This is a genomic window from Nocardioides massiliensis, assembly GCF_030811215.1.
GTDB lineage: Bacteria > Actinomycetota > Actinomycetes > Propionibacteriales > Nocardioidaceae > Nocardioides_A > Nocardioides_A massiliensis.
This window is the reverse complement of the sequence record NZ_JAUSQM010000001.1, coordinates 2,269,671-2,286,520: the sequence shown is the minus strand read 5'-3', so window position 1 is coordinate 2,286,520 and position 16,850 is coordinate 2,269,671. Positions and strand designations below refer to the sequence as shown.

17 protein-coding genes are annotated in these 16,850 nt (G+C 71.9%); 4 read left to right on the top strand and 13 right to left on the bottom strand.

Annotated elements, in window-relative coordinates; all coding sequences use genetic code 11:
* Positions 1 to 29: 29 nt before the first annotated feature.
* The 12 genes from J2S59_RS11325 to J2S59_RS11270 all read right to left on the bottom strand — a co-directional run bounded on the left by J2S59_RS11325 (position 30) and on the right by J2S59_RS11270 (position 12,355).
* On the bottom strand, positions 30 to 605 hold the full coding sequence (locus tag J2S59_RS11325; RefSeq protein ID WP_068121134.1) for a hypothetical protein: 576 nt from the start codon (positions 603 to 605) through the stop codon (positions 30 to 32).
* The gene (gene dnaG, locus J2S59_RS11320; protein ID WP_068121136.1) at positions 598 to 2,490 is read right to left on the bottom strand and encodes a DNA primase; all 1,893 of its coding nucleotides are present in this window, start codon (positions 2,488 to 2,490) and stop codon (positions 598 to 600) included. Before dnaG ends, J2S59_RS11325 begins: the two co-directional genes overlap by 8 nt.
* A gap of 21 nt (positions 2,491 to 2,511) precedes the next feature.
* Positions 2,512 to 3,843 carry a deoxyguanosinetriphosphate triphosphohydrolase gene (locus tag J2S59_RS11315; RefSeq protein ID WP_246360338.1) on the bottom strand — a complete coding sequence of 444 codons (1,332 nt, stop codon included), beginning with the start codon at positions 3,841 to 3,843 and terminating at the stop codon, positions 2,512 to 2,514.
* 54 nt (positions 3,844 to 3,897) lie between these two features.
* Positions 3,898 to 4,440, bottom strand: coding sequence for a hypothetical protein (locus tag J2S59_RS11310; RefSeq protein ID WP_306825126.1), 543 nt, complete (start codon positions 4,438 to 4,440; stop codon positions 3,898 to 3,900).
* 123 nt (positions 4,441 to 4,563) lie between these two features.
* Complete coding sequence (locus J2S59_RS11305; protein ID WP_068120431.1) at positions 4,564 to 5,712, bottom strand: MFS transporter; 1,149 nt, start codon at positions 5,710 to 5,712, stop codon at positions 4,564 to 4,566.
* A gap of 32 nt (positions 5,713 to 5,744) precedes the next feature.
* Entirely contained in the window at positions 5,745 to 6,665 is a 921-nt protein-coding gene (locus J2S59_RS11300) for a VldE C-terminal domain-containing protein (RefSeq protein WP_306825125.1), read from the bottom strand.
* A gap of 103 nt (positions 6,666 to 6,768) precedes the next feature.
* Positions 6,769 to 7,911, bottom strand: a complete 1,143-nt coding sequence (gene dusB / locus J2S59_RS11295; RefSeq protein WP_068119469.1) for a tRNA dihydrouridine synthase DusB — start codon at positions 7,909 to 7,911, stop codon at positions 6,769 to 6,771.
* A 69-nt stretch (positions 7,912 to 7,980) separates the two neighbouring features.
* Positions 7,981 to 8,838 (bottom strand): class I SAM-dependent methyltransferase, encoded by an 858-nt coding sequence (locus tag J2S59_RS11290; RefSeq protein ID WP_220138372.1) that lies wholly within the window; start codon positions 8,836 to 8,838, stop codon positions 7,981 to 7,983.
* Entirely contained in the window at positions 8,835 to 9,500 is a 666-nt protein-coding gene (locus J2S59_RS11285; RefSeq protein WP_068119462.1) for a hypothetical protein, read from the bottom strand. The genes J2S59_RS11290 and J2S59_RS11285 overlap by 4 nt, the downstream gene beginning before the upstream one ends.
* 1 nt (position 9,501) lies before the next feature.
* Complete coding sequence (locus J2S59_RS11280) at positions 9,502 to 10,914, bottom strand: glycine--tRNA ligase (RefSeq protein ID WP_068119459.1); 1,413 nt, start codon at positions 10,912 to 10,914, stop codon at positions 9,502 to 9,504.
* Positions 10,915 to 11,004: 90 nt separating this feature from the next.
* Positions 11,005 to 11,322: an antibiotic biosynthesis monooxygenase family protein gene (locus J2S59_RS11275; RefSeq protein ID WP_068119456.1), complete on the bottom strand. Its 318-nt coding sequence runs from the start codon at positions 11,320 to 11,322 to the stop codon at positions 11,005 to 11,007.
* A 73-nt stretch (positions 11,323 to 11,395) separates the two neighbouring features.
* On the bottom strand, positions 11,396 to 12,355 hold the full coding sequence (locus J2S59_RS11270; protein ID WP_281366677.1) for a helix-turn-helix domain-containing protein: 960 nt from the start codon (positions 12,353 to 12,355) through the stop codon (positions 11,396 to 11,398).
* Between the two features lie 210 nt (positions 12,356 to 12,565).
* On the opposite strand from J2S59_RS11270, the gene J2S59_RS11265 reads away from it, so the two are divergent.
* From J2S59_RS11265 to J2S59_RS11255, 3 genes are read left to right on the top strand one after another with little or no spacing between them, the layout of a single operon-like run.
* Positions 12,566 to 13,597 carry a metal ABC transporter substrate-binding protein gene (locus J2S59_RS11265; protein ID WP_068119789.1) on the top strand — a complete coding sequence of 344 codons (1,032 nt, stop codon included), beginning with the start codon at positions 12,566 to 12,568 and terminating at the stop codon, positions 13,595 to 13,597.
* Positions 13,594 to 14,457: a metal ABC transporter ATP-binding protein gene (locus tag J2S59_RS11260; protein WP_181641781.1), complete on the top strand. Its 864-nt coding sequence runs from the start codon at positions 13,594 to 13,596 to the stop codon at positions 14,455 to 14,457. The genes J2S59_RS11265 and J2S59_RS11260 overlap by 4 nt, the downstream gene beginning before the upstream one ends.
* Positions 14,458 to 15,447, top strand: a complete 990-nt coding sequence (locus J2S59_RS11255; protein ID WP_068119787.1) for a metal ABC transporter permease — start codon at positions 14,458 to 14,460, stop codon at positions 15,445 to 15,447.
* 35 nt (positions 15,448 to 15,482) lie between these two features.
* On the opposite strand, the gene J2S59_RS11250 is transcribed toward J2S59_RS11255, so the two are convergent.
* A complete protein-coding gene (locus J2S59_RS11250) occupies positions 15,483 to 16,280 on the bottom strand; it encodes an isoprenyl transferase (protein ID WP_068119785.1) in 798 nt (265 codons plus the stop codon).
* Positions 16,281 to 16,336: 56 nt separating this feature from the next.
* Between J2S59_RS11250 and J2S59_RS11245 the strand changes: the two genes are divergently transcribed.
* Positions 16,337 to 16,795, top strand: a complete 459-nt coding sequence (locus tag J2S59_RS11245; protein ID WP_068119784.1) for a MarR family winged helix-turn-helix transcriptional regulator — start codon at positions 16,337 to 16,339, stop codon at positions 16,793 to 16,795.
* Positions 16,796 to 16,850: the final 55 nt, after the last annotated feature.

Here is a 16,850-nt window from a genome sequence, read left to right as displayed (position 1 = left end):
GACAGGTTAGCAAGGAAGTGCACGCCAGGCTAAATCCGGGTGGGGTTCACCCCGACCTCGGCGCACGCCGTGGCCAGCGCCGCGTCGGCGACAGCGCGGACGGCGGGATCGACGGGGTCGATGCCCTCGTCGAAGGAGAACATCCACCGCAATTCACCGCCGCGCGGTGCACGGCGCGCGATCACGGTGACGCCGGCCTTCCCCTGCACCGCCGTGTGCCGTTGCAGCACGATGCTGGCGGTCACGCGCTCGCGAAGGAGCTCCAGCAGCAGCCCGGGATCGGTCACCGCGAAGGTGCGCTCCGGGTGGCTCTCGCCGTACGCCCCGGTCTCGCGCACCCGCAGCCGCTGCTGCTCGAGGTCCCAGTCGGCGGCCTCGACCCGCTCCCACGGCAGCACGACGGCCTCCCCCACCTGGGGCAGGACGATCAGCAGGTCGCGGGTGCCGAGCAGCCACGTGCCGTCCTCGGCCTGCGTCCCGGCCAGCACGCGTGTGAGCCGGCCCAGACCCGCTGCTGCCCGCGCCCGGCGTACGACATCGGCGGGCACGGGCACCGCACGTCGCAGTCGGCGCACGCCCGGCTCCGGTGCGGTCGCGTCACTCACTGCCCACCGCCTTGTCCCGCAGTGTCCTGCGGTGCTGTTCGAGCGCGACCAGGTCGCCGAACATCTTGTTGTAGTCCGCCGCCTGGTCGACGGGGTTGGTGCGCTGCAGCCGCGACTTGAGGTCGGCGATGCGCCGCTGGGTCGTGACCTCCTGCAGACCGTAGACATGGGCGGCGACGTAGTCGCTGCTGGGCTCGCGCAACGAGCGCAACGGCTCGACCGCGAGCGCACCGAGGACCGGCGACGCGGACGGATCGGGCAGGGAGGCGGCCAGCGTGGCCGGCCAGGTCTCCGGGGACGTGGCGGCCGCCGGCCCCCCGGCGGCGGCGACCGCTGCCCAGATCGCCCGGTAGTGCGGGTGCGCGAAGTCGTCGGCGGTGAGGTCGGCAGCGGTCGTACCGACTGCTGCTGGGTGTTGCACCACGAGCTTCAGGGTCTCCCGCTCGACAGCGAATCGCGGGTCGCGCGGGTCAGGCACGTCGGGCCGCGGGGCGGGGGGCGCCGGCTCGTCCTCGACGGGGGTACGCCGACCGCGGGTCTCGACCTGCTCCGGTCCGCGGGCCACGGCCCGGCGGACCTCGCGACGGGCCTCCTCGACGTCGACGCCGACCATGCCGGCGAGCTCGCGGGCGAACGCGTCGACCTTCGACCGGTCGCGGACGCTGGAGACCAGCCGGGCGGCGCGGCGCAACGCGTCGACGCGGCCGTCGGCGCGGTCGAGGTCGAAGCCCTGGACCAGGTTGCCGAGCACGAAGCGGTAGAGCGGCACGCGCCGCGCGACCAGCTCCCGGACCGCGGCGTCACCCTTGGCCAGGCGCAGGTCGCAGGGGTCCATCCCGTCGGGCTCGACGGCGACGTAGGTCTGGGAGGCGAACTGCTGGTCGCCCTCGAACGCCTTCATGGCGGCCTTCTGCCCGGCCTCGTCACCGTCGAAGGTGAAGATGATCTCGCCCCGGAAGTCCTCGTGGTCGTGCAGCAGACGCCGCAGCACCCGGCCATGCTCCTCGCCGAAGGCCGTGCCGCACGACGCGACCGCGGTGCCGACACCGGCGAGGTGGCAGGCCATGACGTCGGTGTAGCCCTCCACCACCACCGCCTGGGACGTGCGGGCGATCTCCTTGCGCGCGAGGTCGACGCCGTACAGCACCGTGCTCTTCTTGTAGATCGGCGTCTCGGAGGTGTTGAGGTACTTCGCGTCGATGCGGTCGTCGTCGAAGATCCGACGGGCTCCGAAGCCGATCGTGTCGCCGTTGGTCTCCCGGATCGGCCACAGCAACCGCCCGCGGAACCGGTCGTAGGCGGAGCGACCCTGGGCGGCGAGACCGCCCGTGATCAGCTCGTCGACGCGGAAGCCCTTCTGACGCAGGTGGTGGACCAAGGCCTCGCCGCTGCGGGGGGCGAAGCCGAGCCCGAAGGTCTCCGCCGAGTCACGGTCGAACCCGCGGTCGGCGAGGAACTGCCGCGCGACCATCGCGTCGGGGGTGGTGAGCTGGTCGGCGTAGAACTCCTGGGCGAGCTTGTGGGCCTCGATCAACCGGGCGCGCTGGCCGGGGTCGCGGCGCGGGCCCGGGGCGTCCCCCTCGCTGTAGCGCAGCTGGATGCCGACCTTGTCAGCCAGCCGCTCGACCGCGTCGGCGAATCCGAGTCCCTCGACCTCCATGACGAACTTGATGACATCGCCGCCGGCCTGGCACCCGAAGCAGTGGTAGTAGCCCCGGCTCGGGGTCACGTGGAAGGACGGGGTCTTCTCGTCGTGGAAGGGGCACAGCCCCTTCATCGAGCCGCCGCCGGCGTTGCGCAGGGTGACGTGCTCGCTGATGATCTCGTCGATCCGAGCGCGCTCGCGGACCGTCGCGATGTCCTCGTCCTTGATCAGCCCGGCCACGTGGCGGAGTCTACGGCCGGACTACGACGACGACCCGACGACCTGGGCGTGCCAGTCGACGGCCGAGGCGTCGGTGAGCGAGGCGACCTGGTCGATGACCACCCGCAGCCGCGCCGCGTCGTCACCGGCGGCGGCCAGGTCGTCGGCGAACGCCGGGGCGAGCAGCTTCTCCGGGGCCGCGGCCAGCGCCGTGACCAGCTCCGACAGCAGCTCCCGCTCGCGCTCCATCAGCCGCAGCCGGTCGTCGGCGCGCATGACGTAGTGGGCGGCCACGCCCTTGAGCAGCCCGACCTCCACGAGCGTCGACCGCGGGACCACCAGGTCGGCGTGGTGGCGCACGAGCGGGGCCGAGCCGTACGCCGCCCGGGTCGCCGCCTGCACGCTGCCGCAGAACCTGCCGATGACGTCGCTGGTGAGGTTCTTCAGCGCCGCGAGCGCCGGTCGCGAGCCGTCGTAGGGATGCTCGGGCCACGAGCCGATGGAGCGCAGCGCGGCGTAGGCCTCCTCGACCTCATCCGCGTCGACGTCGGGGAGGTACCAGTCGCGCACCGTCTGCGCGACCTCCGCGCGTGCCTCGGCGGACTCCAGCCACCCGAGGTCGATGCGCCCGGCGACCACGCCGTCCTCGACGTCATGGACGCAGTAGGCGACGTCGTCGGCGAAGTCCATGACCTGGGCCTCGACGCACCGGCGACGTGCGGGCACGCCCTGGCGCAGCCAGGCGAAGACGCCGAGGTCGTCGTCGTACACCCCGAACTTCGTGCCGCGGCGCGCGGAGCCGTCGGAGTGGTAGCCGACCGGGTCGGGCGCCTCCGAGCGGCGCCAGGGGTACTTCGTGCAGGCGTCGAGCGTGGCGCGGGTGAGGTTGAGCCCGATCGAGCGCCCGGCGGCGTCGACCGACTTGGCCTCGAGCCGGGTGAGCAGGCGCAGGGTCTGGGCGTTGCCCTCGAACCCGCCGCAGTCGGCGGCGAGCTCGTCGAGCACCCGCTCGCCGTTGTGGCCGAACGGCGGGTGACCGAGGTCGTGAGCCAACGCGGCCGTCTCCACCACGTCGGGGTGGCACCCGAGCACGTGGGCGACGTCGCGCCCGACCTGCGCGACCTCCAGGCTGTGGGTGAGGCGGTTGCGGACGAAGTCGTCGCTTTGCGGACCGACCACCTGGGTCTTGGCCGCGAGCCGGCGCAGCGACGCGCTGTGGACGACCCGGGCGCGGTCACGCTCGAACGGCGTGCGCTCGGGCGCCTCGACCCGCTTGGCCGGCTCGGCGACCCAGCGTTCGCGGGCAGCCGCGTCGTAGAGCTGGTCCCAGGACAACGGGGTCGGGGACAGCTGGGTCGGGGGCATCGAGGTCATGGCGTGGGCACCCTACTCCGGGGCACCGTCACCGCGAGCTGCCTCAGCGGCAGCTCACAGGCACAGGGCGTCGACCAGCGCGACGACCGGGCCGAGCAGCCCGTCCTCGTTGTTCTCCAGTGCCCGGCCGAGCGGTCCGCAGTTGACGTCGGCGAGCACGGCGGCGTGCTCGGCGGCGATGCGCTGCCGCAGGGGCGCGGCGTTCTCGGCCGCGATCGCGGCGCGCAGCTTGCGCACCCGAGCGACCTTGCGCGCCTGCTCCGCGGCGAGGACCCTGGCGTTGATGCGCGTCTGCGCGGTCCGCGCCGCTTCCTCGATCTCGCGCAACGCGGCCACGGGGAGCTCCTGGAGCCGCACGTCCTCGCGGACCAGCCGGAACGCCTCGTGCCGCTGGCGGGCCACTCGACGGACCTGCTGCCTGGCCTGCGCCAGCTTCTTGGGCTGCGCCGCGGCTGCCACGCTCACCCGGTCCGACGCCGGAGCCGCACTCGCGACCGGCGTGCCCACCCCCGACCCGAGGAACAGCCCCAGGACAAGAGCCAGTACGGCGAGCAGCGCACCAGGACGGCGTACGGCGGGACGGGTCGGCGCAGGCACGCGCTGGTCTCCTCTCGGACGGCGGGGCCGTGCGGGAGCACGGACCCGGACGACGCTAGGTGTCGTGCCCCACCTCGGGTGTCACCCACGCCTCATCGAGCCTGTGGGACTCCTCACCCACCGCTACCCGTCACCTCGCGGCGGCGGCGTCGTTCGGCGCACCGCGAGCGGCAGCGTGAGCGCGGAGAAGCCGGCCGCGACCAGCAGCGCTGTCGGGAACGACGCCCCGGCCGCGATCGCGCCGACGAGCACCGCACCGAGCCCCGTGCCCGCGTCGAAGCCGACGTTCCAGACGGCGCTGGCGGTGCCGAAGTCGCGCCGACCGACGGTCGCGAACGACAGCACCAGGGTCAGGTTCTGCAGCCCGCCGTAGCTGACCCCGACCAACGCCATGCCGACCAGGAACGCACCGACGTCGGTGGCGTCAGGGTCCTGCACGGCGTACGCCGTGATCGCCAGGCCGACGGCCGTGAGCAGCACCAGCGGCCACACGAACCGCCGCGCGCCGTACCGATCGGCCAGTCCGCCGGCCTGCCACCGGCTGATCGCCGCGGTCGCGGTCAGCAGTGCCAGGCCCACCATGGTCATCCACGCGGCGCTGACCATCTGGGCGGCGAAGGTGATCAACGCACCGCCGGCCAGCGTGACCGCCAGCAGCAGCGCCATCGGTCGCATCAGCCGCACATAGACGGGCCAGCGCGACTGCCGCTCCCCCACCACGGCGGGCTCCTGGGGATCGCGGTGCAGGTGTCGCCCGAGCCGGCGCGCGGGCAGGCAACCGAGCAGGGGCAGCGCCCCGGCGGCGAACATCACCCGGAAGTCGACCGTGTCGGCCAACCAGGGACCGAGCGGGATCAACACCAGCTGCGGACCGGCGATCGCCAGCCCGTAGGCACCGATCGCCGCGCCCCGGCGGGCGGGCTCGACCAGCTCGGCGACCGCGGCGCTGCCGGTCACGGTCAGCACCCCGAAGCCCAAGCCGCGCACCGCCGAGAGCAGCAGCACCGGCACGAGCCCGTCCGAGAGCGCGAGCAGCAGCGACGGCAGGCCAAGCAGCAGCAGGCCGGCGATCAGCACCGGAGCCCAGCCCAGACGCCGGATCGCACCGGGCACGAACGGCTGGGTGAGCACGGTGAAGAGCATCAGCACGCCGTTGACCGCGCCGGCGCCCGCGGACCCGGCACCTCCGTGCACGGCCCACAGCGGTGCGACCGGGAGCAGCGCGGCGTACCCCGCGAAGCCGGTGGTCGTGACGGCGATCAGGGCCGGCATGCCGGGGGCACGCCAGACGGAGGAGGGAGAGCTCAATAGGTCGTGACGTGCACGTGGTCGTAGTGGTTGGCCGTCGACGAGCCGCGGTCCTCCATGGACCGCCAGCCCTCGCCGGAGCGCTCCACGGTCCAGATCCGCTGGGCGTAGATGACCTCGCTGACCCCGAGCTCACCGGCGCGAGCGCGCACCCACTCGGCGATCTCCCACCCGCGGTCGCCACTCACCATGACGTCTAGGGCGCGGCCCGCGGCGTGCTCGCCGTCGCCGCGGTAGCCGCCGTACGACGAGATGTCCGGGAACGCAGCGCACACGGCGCGGTAGACGGCCGTCGCGTTCGGCCCCAGGCCACCCTCGATCGAGGAGCCGTGGATGCACGGCGCCGAGGAGGCGGCGGCGCTGACGGCCTCCTGGGCCTCGGCGCGTTCGGCGACGAGGTAGGCGGCCTTGACGTAGCGCAGCTTGTCGTCGTGGACGACCTGCGCCCAGATGCCCTCGGTCTCGCCGGTGATCAGCACGCGCGCGCCGGCGTCGAGGACCGTGACCAGCCGGTGCTGCTCGCCGGGACCGGTCCAGACGTTGAGGTCGACGGTGGTCCAGCGCTTCTGCGTACGCACCGGGCCGGCCGTCTGCTGCTTCGGCTTCTTGGCAGGCTTGGCCTTCTTGGCGGACTTCTTCGCCGCCGGCGCGCTGCGCGCCTGGCTGCGGTTGGCGCGGTCGGCGGCGGCCGCACGGGCGCCGAGGTCGATCAGCCCGGCGCCGAGGGAGGCCGCGGCGTCGGTGGCCTCGAAGACCACCGCGGTGTCCGGACCGGCGGGGGCGTCTCCCGGGTCAGCCAGCGAGATGCCGGCGGTCACGACAGCCACGGTGGCCAGGGGCGCAGCGACGAAGGTCCAGCGGATCCGTCGCCGCAGCGAGGCGGGACGGGCGGGCGCGCGGTGGCGGCCGTGACTCATGGGGAGAAGGACTCCTGCGGCAGGGGACGCGGGCTACCGTCCAGTACAACATGGACCGGGTCGGGATGGACGAGGACCCCGGATCCGGCGCGTGGAACGGTGCTCAGCCGCCGCTGGTCTCGCCGGCGTCCTCGCGCATCGCGCAGCCGCGACCGTCGGTGTCGGCGAGCCACCCCTCGGGCAGGGCGACGCCCTTGCGCGGACCACCCTGGCGCCCGCGCGGCGAGCCGAGCTCGCGCACCGGGAACGGCTCGGTGGGGTCCAGCTCGGCGAGCAGCCGGTCGAGGTCGGCCAGGCTGGAGACGAGCCCGAGCGAGCGGCGCATGTCGCCGCCCGCGCCGAATCCCTTGAGGTACCACGTGACGTGCTTGCGGAACTCCTTGCAGCCACGCTCCTCGCCCATGTGGTCGCAGAGCAGCTCGGCGTGGCGGCGCATCATCTGCGCGACCTCGCCCAGCCGGGGCAGGGTCGCGACCTGCTCCCCGGCGAACGCAGCGGCGAGGTCGCGGAACAGCCACGGCCGGCCGAGACAACCCCTCCCGACGACCACGCCGGCGACCCCGGTCTGCTCGACCATCCGCAACGCGTCGGCGGCTTCCCAGATGTCGCCGTTGCCGAGCACCGGGATGTCGACGCGGGTGACCAGGTCGGCGATCGCGTCCCAGTCCGCCTCGCCCGAGTAGCCCTGGATCGCCGTACGGCCGTGCAACGCGATCGCCGCGCAGCCGGACTCCTGGGCAATCCGGCCGGCGTCGCGGTAGGTGAGGTGGTCGTCGTCGATGCCCTTGCGGGTCTTCATGGTCACGGGGACGCCGTACGGCTCGGCAGCCCGCACCGCGGACGCGAGGATGTCGGCGAGCAGGCCGCGCTTGTAGGGCAGCGCCGCGCCCCCGCCCTTGCGCGTGACCTTGGGGACGGGGCAGCCGAAGTTGAGGTCGACGTGGGCGACGCCATACTCCGCGCAGAGGATCTCCGTGGCCTTGCCGACGTAGACCGGGTCGGTGCCGTAGAGCTGCACCGACCGCACGTCCTCGAGCGGGTCGAAGACCAGCATGCGCATCGTGGTGGCGTCGCGCTCGACCAGACCCCGGCTGGTGATCATCTCGCAGACGTAGAGCCCCGCGCCCTGCTCGCTGCAGAGCCGGCGGTACGCCGCGTTGGTGATCCCCGCCATCGGCGCGAGCACGACCGGCGTCTCGACCTCGAGGGCGCCGAGACGCAACGGTCCGGGGAGCACGGGCGCGATGGTCACCCCACCATTGTCCGGGTGGAGCGCGGAGCCACGAAATCGGCGACGTCGCCGACGGGGCTCGGCTCAGAGCTCGGGCAGCGTCGCCAGAAGTGTCGCCAGGGGTCGAGCGGCAATCTCCTCGGCAGGCCGCGACAGGAAGAAGTCCGCGTGGTAGCAGCCGTCGGCCTCCTTCCCGGCCGGATCGAGCCCGAGGCTGCGCACCCGGTCGACCGCCCAGGACTGCTCGTGGGCGTCGACGAACCGACGCTGGCGGAACGTCCGCGTGAAGGTCTCGGTCACCAGCCCCTTCGCCGCGAGTGCGTGCGCGATCGGTCCGTAGTCATAGGTGCGCAGGCAGAAGGCAGCCACCTGCGTGGACGGACCGGCGACATCAACGAGGCGCTGGAACGTCCGCTCCGTGACATAGCCGATCCCACCGGTCGTGGTGATGAGGTCCACCTCGGCCATCACCTCGGCGAGCCCCGGCGAGGGATCCTCGCGTTCGAGGTCCTCGACGAAGCCGACGTCCAGCGAGCCGGTCGCGACCGCGTAGTCGACCGCGCTCTCGGCGATGTCCAACCCGATCACCCGCAGGTCCTGCTGGCGCCGATGGGCCTCCAGGAAGGCGGCGTCCGCCCGCTGGAGGTCCTCGGTCGTCATCGCGACGACCTCGGGGCGGGCGTAGTGGGCGTAGACGTCACTCATGTCGAGACCGGTCTTGAGCAGGGTCGACACGATGCCGTAGGAGCAGCAGACGTCGAGGATCGTGGGGACGTGGTCGGGGCTCGCGCAGGCGGCGAGGAGGCGCCGGAACACCTCCGCACCCTCCTGCGGGATCTGGTAGTCGTAGCCCGACAGCGTGGCGAAGTAGGCCCGCGGGTCGGGCTGGACGTAGATGTCGCCGAAGTCGGCCTTCTGCAGGATCGGCTCCGGGCTGCTCAACGGTTCCTCGAGCGCTTCTTGCGCGCCGGCTTCGCCGGGGTCACCTCACCGGTCCAGGTGATCGGCTCGACCTCCTGCGACGGACGGAACGACACCGCACGCAGCACTCCGGCGTCCGGGAGCAGGTAGACCAGGCAGGTCTCCACGCTGGCGCCCGGCGCGAACTCGGCCGGCAACGGCGTCGACGCACACGGCTCGAACCGGGCGGAGAAGGTCGAGGCCTGCACGAGCTGGTTGCGCTCATCGACCGCCCACAGCGGCACCGGTGCACCACCGAGGTCGGTCTCGCCGACGTTCTCGACCGTGACGTCGACAAAGTAGGGCGACGACGCCAGCGTCTGCTCGTCGAGGGTGTACGCCGAGAACGCGGCCATCCGGGCCTCCCGCACGCCGGTGACCGTCACCTCCACGACGCTGCCGCGCTTCTGGTCGGGTTCGTGCACGACGGTGGCGGTCTCCCCGAAGTCGAGCTCGGTGCCGGCGTCGGTGAGGGCGACGCCCTCCGGGACGGCGACGGTGCTGCCGGCGCTGGGGCTCGCCGACGCGGAGTCCTCCGCGGCCGGCTGCTCCGGCTCGTCGGACCCGCCGCAGCCGGCCAGGACGAGGCTCAGCGCGACCGGGACGACCAGCGCGGCGGCACGCCGGGAGGGTCGGCGTGCCATGTCAGCAGCCGACCAGTCGCTCGGCGAAGTAGGAACGCACCTGGTCCAGGCTCACCCGCTCCTGCTTCATCGTGTCCCGCTCGCGGATCGTGACCGCGTTGTCCTCGAGGGTGTCGAAGTCGACGGTGACGCAGTACGGCGTACCGATCTCGTCCTGGCGGCGGTAGCGACGACCGATGGCGCCGGAGTCGTCGAAGTCGACGTTCCACAGCCCGCGCAGCTCGGCGGCGAGGTCCTTCGCCTTGGGCGAGAGGTCGGAGTTGCGCGACAGCGGCAACACCGCGACCTTGACCGGCGCGAGGCGCGGGTCGAGACGCAGCACGGTGCGCTTGTCGATGCCGCCCTTGGCGTTGGGCGCCTCGTCCTCGGTGTAGGCGTCGACGAGGAACGTCATCAGGGAGCGACCGAGACCGGCTGCCGGCTCGATGACGTAGGGCACGTAGCGCTCCCCGGCGGCCTGGTCGAAGTACGACAGGTCCTGCCCGGAGGCCTCCGAGTGCGTCGAGAGGTCGAAGTCGGTGCGGTTGGCGATGCCCTCGAGCTCACCCCACTCCGAGCCGCCGAAGCGGAAGCGGTACTCGATGTCCACGGTCCGCTTGGAGTAGTGGGAGAGCTTCTCCTGCGGGTGCTCGTAGTGGCGCAGGTTGTCGCGGTCGATGCCGAGCTCGACGTACCAGTTGGTGCGCTGGTCGATCCAGTACTGGTGCCACTCCTCGTCCTCGCCGGGCTTGACGAAGAACTCCATCTCCATCTGCTCGAACTCGCGGGTGCGGAAGATGAAGTTGCCCGGCGTGATCTCGTTGCGGAAGCTCTTGCCGATCTGGGCGATGCCGAACGGCGGCTTCTGCCGCGCCGAGGTCACGACGTTGGCGAAGTTGAGGAAGATGCCCTGGGCGGTCTCGGGACGCAGGTAGTGCAGGCCCGACTCGTCGTCGACGACACCGAGGTAGGTCTTCAGCAGCCCGGAGAACGCGCGCGGCTCGGTCCAAGCGCCGCGGGTGCCGCAGTTGGGGCACGCCAGGGTGGCGAGGTCGATGTCGTCGGGGTTCTCGTCCTGTCCGCTCTTCTGGGCCTTCTTCTCCGCGGCCTCCTCCTGCAGGTGGTCGGCGCGGAACCGCTTGTGGCACGAGAGGCACTCGGTGAGCGGGTCGGCGAAGGTGGCGACGTGGCCGCTGGCCTCCCAGGTCTGCCGCGGCAGGATCACCGAGGAGTCCAGGCCGACGACGTCGTCGCGCATCTGCACGACCGAGCGCCACCACTGCCGCTTGATGTTGTCCTTGAGCTCGACGCCCAACGGCCCATAGTCCCAGGCGGAGCGCGTGCCGCCGTAGATCTCCCCGCACGGGAAGACGAACCCGCGACGCTTCGCGAGCGAGACGACGTGATCAACGACAGATGCAGGCTTCTTGGCCACGGGACAGGTGCCTTTCGCAGACGCAACGCCGCCTGGCTGACGGCGAGCGTCCAGGGTAGGCCGTGGGCCGGGTCCGTGGCGCGTCGGGCGTCAGGTCGCGCGCGGTACGGCGCGGTTGAGCTCCGCCTCGTCGGTGACGACCTCGTAGGCCGACGGCTCGTCCACCGCCCGCGAGAGCAGCGGCACCGCGCCGAGCTTGACGTCGTACGCCGACAGCGCGCGCCGGTAGCTCCCGACGTCGGCCCACCGCGTCTGCAGCACCCACAGGTCCGGCTCGTCGACGTTGCGGCCCACCGCGCCGTCCAGGTAGCCCGGCCGCGCGGCCAGCAACGCGTGGGCGGCACCCAGGTCGGCACGGAAGGCCTCGGCCTCCTCGGCGGGGACGCGGAACCGGTTCACGACGAGCACGGGGGCAGCCTAGGGCTTCCGGCGCACGGGTCGGGGTGACAGGTCGGTGTCTCTGGGTTGCTTGACCGGTCGGTCAGGCAGCAGTCTGCCGGATGCGGCGCTTGAGTTCCTTCTTGACTTGCAGCGGGGTGCGGCCGGCCATGTAGTCGCCGTGGTTGGGGCGCTCGTTGTTGTAGTCGACGACCCAGGCCTGCAGGGCCCTGTCGAGCAGCGCGATGTCTTCGACCCGTCCTCGGTGGAAGTGGGGCCGGTAGAACTCGTGGAGCACGGTTCCGTGGAACCTCTCGCACACCGCGTTGTGGTTCGGTGACCTCGGCGGGATCCGGTGATGATGCAGCCCGAGCTCGCCGACGCGGGCTTGGAACGCCTTGCCGACGAACTCTGGACCGTTGTCGGTCAGGACCCCTTCGAGGGTGATGCCGTGCTTGCGCAGCGCCTTCTTCAGATGATCCAGGAGCAGCGCCGTGACGGCGGCTGTCTTGTCGCCCACGACGAGCTGGACGACCGCGATCCGGGTGGCGATGTCGACCGCGGTCAGCTGCCACACCGCACCCACGCCCTTGAGGCGCCCGACGTAGAACGCATCCAGGGCTACGACCTGGCCCGGGCGGGAGGCGTATTGGCAGAACCCGAAGGGGCCCTCGAGGGCAGCCTCGGTGAGCTGCCCGGTTTCGGTGGCAGTCAGACTGGCCAACGCGATGATCCGCTGCTTGGCGGTGCCCAGGTTGTGACGCTTGAGGACCTTCGCGACGCCTGAGGCCGACCGGTCGACACCGCGCTTGCTGAGGTGGCGAAGCAACGACTTCGGACCCAGCGTCGGCTTGGCGATCGCTTCGGAGAGGATCACCGCGACCTCTTCGGAGGACATCGCGTTCGGCATGTGCGGACGGCGTCGCTCACGCGGCAGCAGTGCCGAGAGGCCGTACTGCTCGGCTTTGTTGACCCACTCGTAGTAAGTCTTGCGCGAGATGCCGAACACTCGGCACGCCTCGCTCACGTTGTTGATTCTCGCTGCGTACTCGAGCACTCGCACACGCCTGTCGTACACAATGTCGTCGTGGGTCACGGAATGACTTCCTGTTCTCTAGATCTCAGCAATCCAGAGACTGTCTTCCGTGGCCCACACCTACGCGCAGGCTCACCGGGTGTCACCCCAACCCGTGATCCCTACGGCCTAGGGGCTGCCGCCTCCCACGCCAGTCCAAGTTGACAACGGTTCTCATCTGACTTGAGAATCGTTGTCATGACAGTCGCACCGCGCACATCGCGGACCCCGTTCTTCCGACTCTCCGCAGCCGCAGCCGCCCTCCCCCTGCTGCTCACCCTCGCCGCGTGCGGTGACGACGCCGGGGCCGGCGACCAGGGCGGTGTCGACGTGGTCGTGGCGATCTACCCGTTGGAGTACGTCGCCACCCGGGTCGGCGGCGAGCACGTCACGGTCGAGACGTTGACGCCTCCCGGCGCCGAGCCGCACGACCACGAGCTCACTGTGCGCCAGACCGCCGCGGTCGCCGAGGCCGAGCTGGTCGGCTACGTCGCCGGGTTCCAACCTGCGGTCGACACCGTCGTCAGTCAGCAGGCGCGTGACACCGCGGTGGACGTGCCCTATCCGCGGCGGGAGTTCGGTGCACCGGCCGACGAGCACGAGGGAGACGACCACGACTCCGATCACGGTGACGATCACGCGGCCGAGCACCGGGACAAAGGCCCGCAGGACGGCCCGAACGGCGGCCACGACCACGAGCACGACCACGGGGACGAGGACCCGCACGTGTGGCTCGACCCGCGCGCGCTGGTCGCGACCGCGAACGCCTACGCCGAGCGGCTCGCCGACGTCGACCCCGACCATGCCGAGGACTACACCGCCAACGCGGCCGCGGTCGTCGCCGACCTCGAGCAGCTCGACACGGCGTACGCCGAGGGGCTGGCCAGCTGCGAGCGTCAGCAGGTCGTGGTCAGCCACGACGCGTTCGGCTACCTGAGTCGCTACGGCTTGGAGTTCGCCTCGATCGCCGGCATCTCCCCCGACGCCGAACCGTCGCCGGCACGGCTGGCCGAGCTCGGTGACCTGATCGAGGACACCGGTGTGACGACGGTCTTCACCGAGACCCTCGCCAGCCCCGCGCTCGCCGAGACGCTCGCGTCCGCGCTCGACATCACCACCGCCGTGCTCGACCCGGTGGAGGGACTGACCGAGGCGACCGCGGACGAGGACTACCTTTCTCTCATGGAGGCCAACCTCGCTGCCCTGCGGCAGGCGAACGACTGCGCATGAGGGACCGCACTCCGGCCACCGGCACTGCCGCGACCGCCGACCCCGCCGTCGCGACCCCCGTTTTCTGGATGCGCGACGGCGCGGTCGTCCTCGGCGGACGCCCTGTGCTGCGCGGCATCGACCTGACGGTCCCCCGCGGGGAGGTGCTCGCGGTCCTGGGCGCCAACGGCTCGGGCAAGTCGACGCTGATGCGCGCCCTGCTGGGGCTGATCCCGCTCGTGCGCGGCGAGACGCGCGCGTTCGGCGTACCCGTGGCGGACCTGCGCGACCGGCACCGGCTGGGCTATGTGCCACAGCGGACCAGCGCGGCGTCGGGCATCCCGGCCAGCGTGCGCGAGGTCGTCGCCAGTGGCCGCCTCTCGCGGCGCCCGGTCTGGCGCCTGGCCAACCGGGCCGACCGAGCCGCGGTCGCCGCAGCACTCGAGGTCGTCGACCTCGCCGACCGCGCGCACGAGGACGTCTCCGATCTCTCCGGCGGACAGCAGCAGCGGGTGATGATCGCGCGCGCCCTGGCCGCCGAGCCCGAGGTCCTCGTGCTCGACGAGCCCACCGCCGGCATCGACCTGGCCAACCAGCGCGCGCTCGCCGCCACGCTGGAGCGGCTCGTCGCCGACGGCGCGACGGTGGTGCTGGTCGCCCACGAGCTCGGCCCGCTGGCGCCGCTGGTCGACCGCGCGGTCGTGATGCGCGACGGCCGGATCGCCTACGACGGGCCGCCCGCCGGCCTCCCCGTGGACTCGCACGGCGGCGACCACCACCATCCCCACGAGGACCACTACCTCGCGCCCAGCAACGCACCCGAGACGGCCTCCCCCGTCGACCGGCTCAGCGAGCCGCCCGAGCACGGAGAGGTGCCCTAGATGAGCCTGCTCTCCTACCAGTTCATGCAGTACGCCCTCGTGGCGGCGCTGCTGACCGGTCTCGCTGCGCCCGCCGTCGGCACCTTCCTCGTGCAGCGCCGGCTGTCCCTGCTCGGCGACGGCATCGGCCACATCGCGGTGACCGGCGTGGCGCTGGGACTGCTCACCGGGACCTCGCCGACCCTCGCCGCCGTCCTGGTGGCGATCGCGGGTGCGGTGGTCATCGAGGTGATCCGCACCTACGGCCGGTCCGGCGGTGACGTCGCCCTGGCACTGATCTTCTACGGCGGCATCGCCGGTGGCGTCCTGCTGACGGGACTCGCGGGTCAAGGCCCCAACGTGCTCTACGCCTACCTCTTCGGCTCGATCACGACGGTGTCGGGCACCGATCTGCTCGTCACCGTGATCCTCGCGGTCAGCGTCCTCGTGATCGCGCTCGGGCTGGCCCCGCGGCTGTTCGCCGTGGCCCAGGACCCCGAGTTCGCCCGCGCTGCCGGGCTGCGGGTCGGCTTCTACAACATCCTGGTTTCGGCGATGGCCGCCGTGACGGTCACGGTCGCGATGCGCACCGTCGGGCTGCTGTTGGTGAGCGCGCTGATGGTGGTGCCGGTGGCCACGGCGCAGCAACTCAGCCGAGGCTTCCGGGCGACGCTGGCCGGCGCGATGGTGCTGGGCTGCATCGCCTCGGTCGCCGGTCTGCTGATCTCGGCGTACGTCGACGTCGCTCCCGGCGCGACGATCGTGCTGCTCACCCTCGCCGGCTTCGGCCTGACGTGGCCGGTCGGCGCCGTCATCCGTCGCCGCCGCCGGATCGCCTCACCGTTCCCCGCCGACGAGGTGGCCGAGGCGTACGAGCGTGCGCACGCCGCCGAGGACCACGAGCACGGACCGGACTGTGGTCACCGTGCGGTCCCACACGGGGACCACGTCGACTACCTGCACGACGGACACCGGCACGCACCGCACGGCGCGCACTACGACGAGCACTGAGCCGGTCGGGCGCCCGTCATCCCTCGGCGCCCGGCTCAGCTCTCGGCGCCGCCGTACCTGCGGTCGCGCTTGGCGTAGGTCTCCACGGCGTCCCAGAGGTGCCGCCGGTCGGCGTCGGGCCACAGGACGTCGGTGAACACCATCTCGGCGTACGCCGCCTGCCAGAGCATGAAGTTCGACAGGCGTTGCTCGCCGGAGGTGCGCCACACGAGATCGGCGTCGGCGAGCTCGGGGACGTAGAGGTAGCGCGCGAAGGTGCGCTCGTCGACACGATCGGCGTTGACCTTGCCGGCCGCGACGTCCTGCGCCAGACCTCGCGCAGCGTCGGCAAGCTCGGCTCGACCTCCGTAGTTGACACACATCGTCAACGTGAACACGTCGTTGTCCTTGGTCATCTCCTCCGCGACCCGGAGCTCCTTGATGACCGATCGCCACAGCCGGGGCGCGCGGCCCGCCCAACGGACGCGTACGCCGAGCTCGTGCATCTCGTCGCGGCGGCGGCGGATCACGTCGCGGTTGAAGCCCATGAGGAAGCGCACCTCGTCGGGCGAGCGGCCCCAGTTCTCGGTGGAGAAGGCGTAGGCGGAGATCGCCTTCACACCGATCTCGATCGCCCCCTCGACGATGTCGAAGAGCGAGGACTCCCCCGCCTCGTGGCCGGCCGTGCGCGGCAGACCCTGCTGCTTGGCCCAACGGCCGTTGCCGTCCATCACGATGGCGACGTGGCGCGGCACGAGCTCGGCCGGGATCTCCGGGGGGCGGGCTCCGGAGGGGTGCGGCGACGGAGCCCGTACGGTGCGTACCGGCGCCTTGCGTGGACTACGTCGTGCCACGACCTCTCCTCGTCCCTAGGATCGCCGCAACCCTAGACCTGGCCCGGAGGCTCACGGTGGACGACACCACGGATCGCATCGAGCAGCACCTCACGACGCTGTTCCGGCGCGTGCAGAAGATCCACGTGTTCACCTCCCACGGCGAGTTCGCCCTCGACCGCTCCGGCTACGGCCTGCTGTGCCGGATCGCCGACGAGGGGCCGCAGCGCCTGGGCTCCTTCGCCACGGCCTTCGGCCTCGACCCCTCGACCATCACCCGCCAGGTGCAGGCACTCGAGCGGGCCGGCCTCGCCGAGCGCCAGCCCGACCCCGACGACCGCCGCGCCGCCCTGCTCTCCCTCACCGACGAGGGGCGTACGGCGGTGCTGGAGACCCGCGCCCACCGTCGCCGCCGACTCGAGCAGGTCCTCGCCGACTGGAGCCCCGAGGACCGGCGCGACTTCGCCCGGCTGGTCGCTCAGTTCAACGAGTCGACCGACCGACTGATCAGCGCCGAGCACGCCGCTGACAGCTGAGTCCGGGACCGCTGCGCCGCAGTCGAAGATCCCAGGCACCTGGTGGCTGTTGCGA

Excerpts from the sequence above, each read along its gene's own strand:
- J2S59_RS11315 (WP_246360338.1), bottom strand. The coding sequence starts at position 3,843 with ATGACCTCGATGCCCCCGACCCAGCTGTCCCCGACCCCGTTGTCCTGG.
- J2S59_RS11305 (WP_068120431.1), bottom strand. The coding sequence starts at position 5,712 with ATGCCGGCCCTGATCGCCGTCACGACCACCGGCTTCGCGGGGTACGCC.
- J2S59_RS11300 (WP_306825125.1), bottom strand. The coding sequence starts at position 6,665 with ATGAGTCACGGCCGCCACCGCGCGCCCGCCCGTCCCGCCTCGCTGCGG.
- J2S59_RS11285 (WP_068119462.1), bottom strand. The coding sequence starts at position 9,500 with ATGGCACGCCGACCCTCCCGGCGTGCCGCCGCGCTGGTCGTCCCGGTC.
- J2S59_RS11265 (WP_068119789.1), top strand. The coding sequence starts at position 12,566 with ATGACAGTCGCACCGCGCACATCGCGGACCCCGTTCTTCCGACTCTCC.
- J2S59_RS11260 (WP_181641781.1), top strand. The coding sequence starts at position 13,594 with ATGAGGGACCGCACTCCGGCCACCGGCACTGCCGCGACCGCCGACCCC.
- J2S59_RS11255 (WP_068119787.1), top strand. The coding sequence starts at position 14,458 with ATGAGCCTGCTCTCCTACCAGTTCATGCAGTACGCCCTCGTGGCGGCG.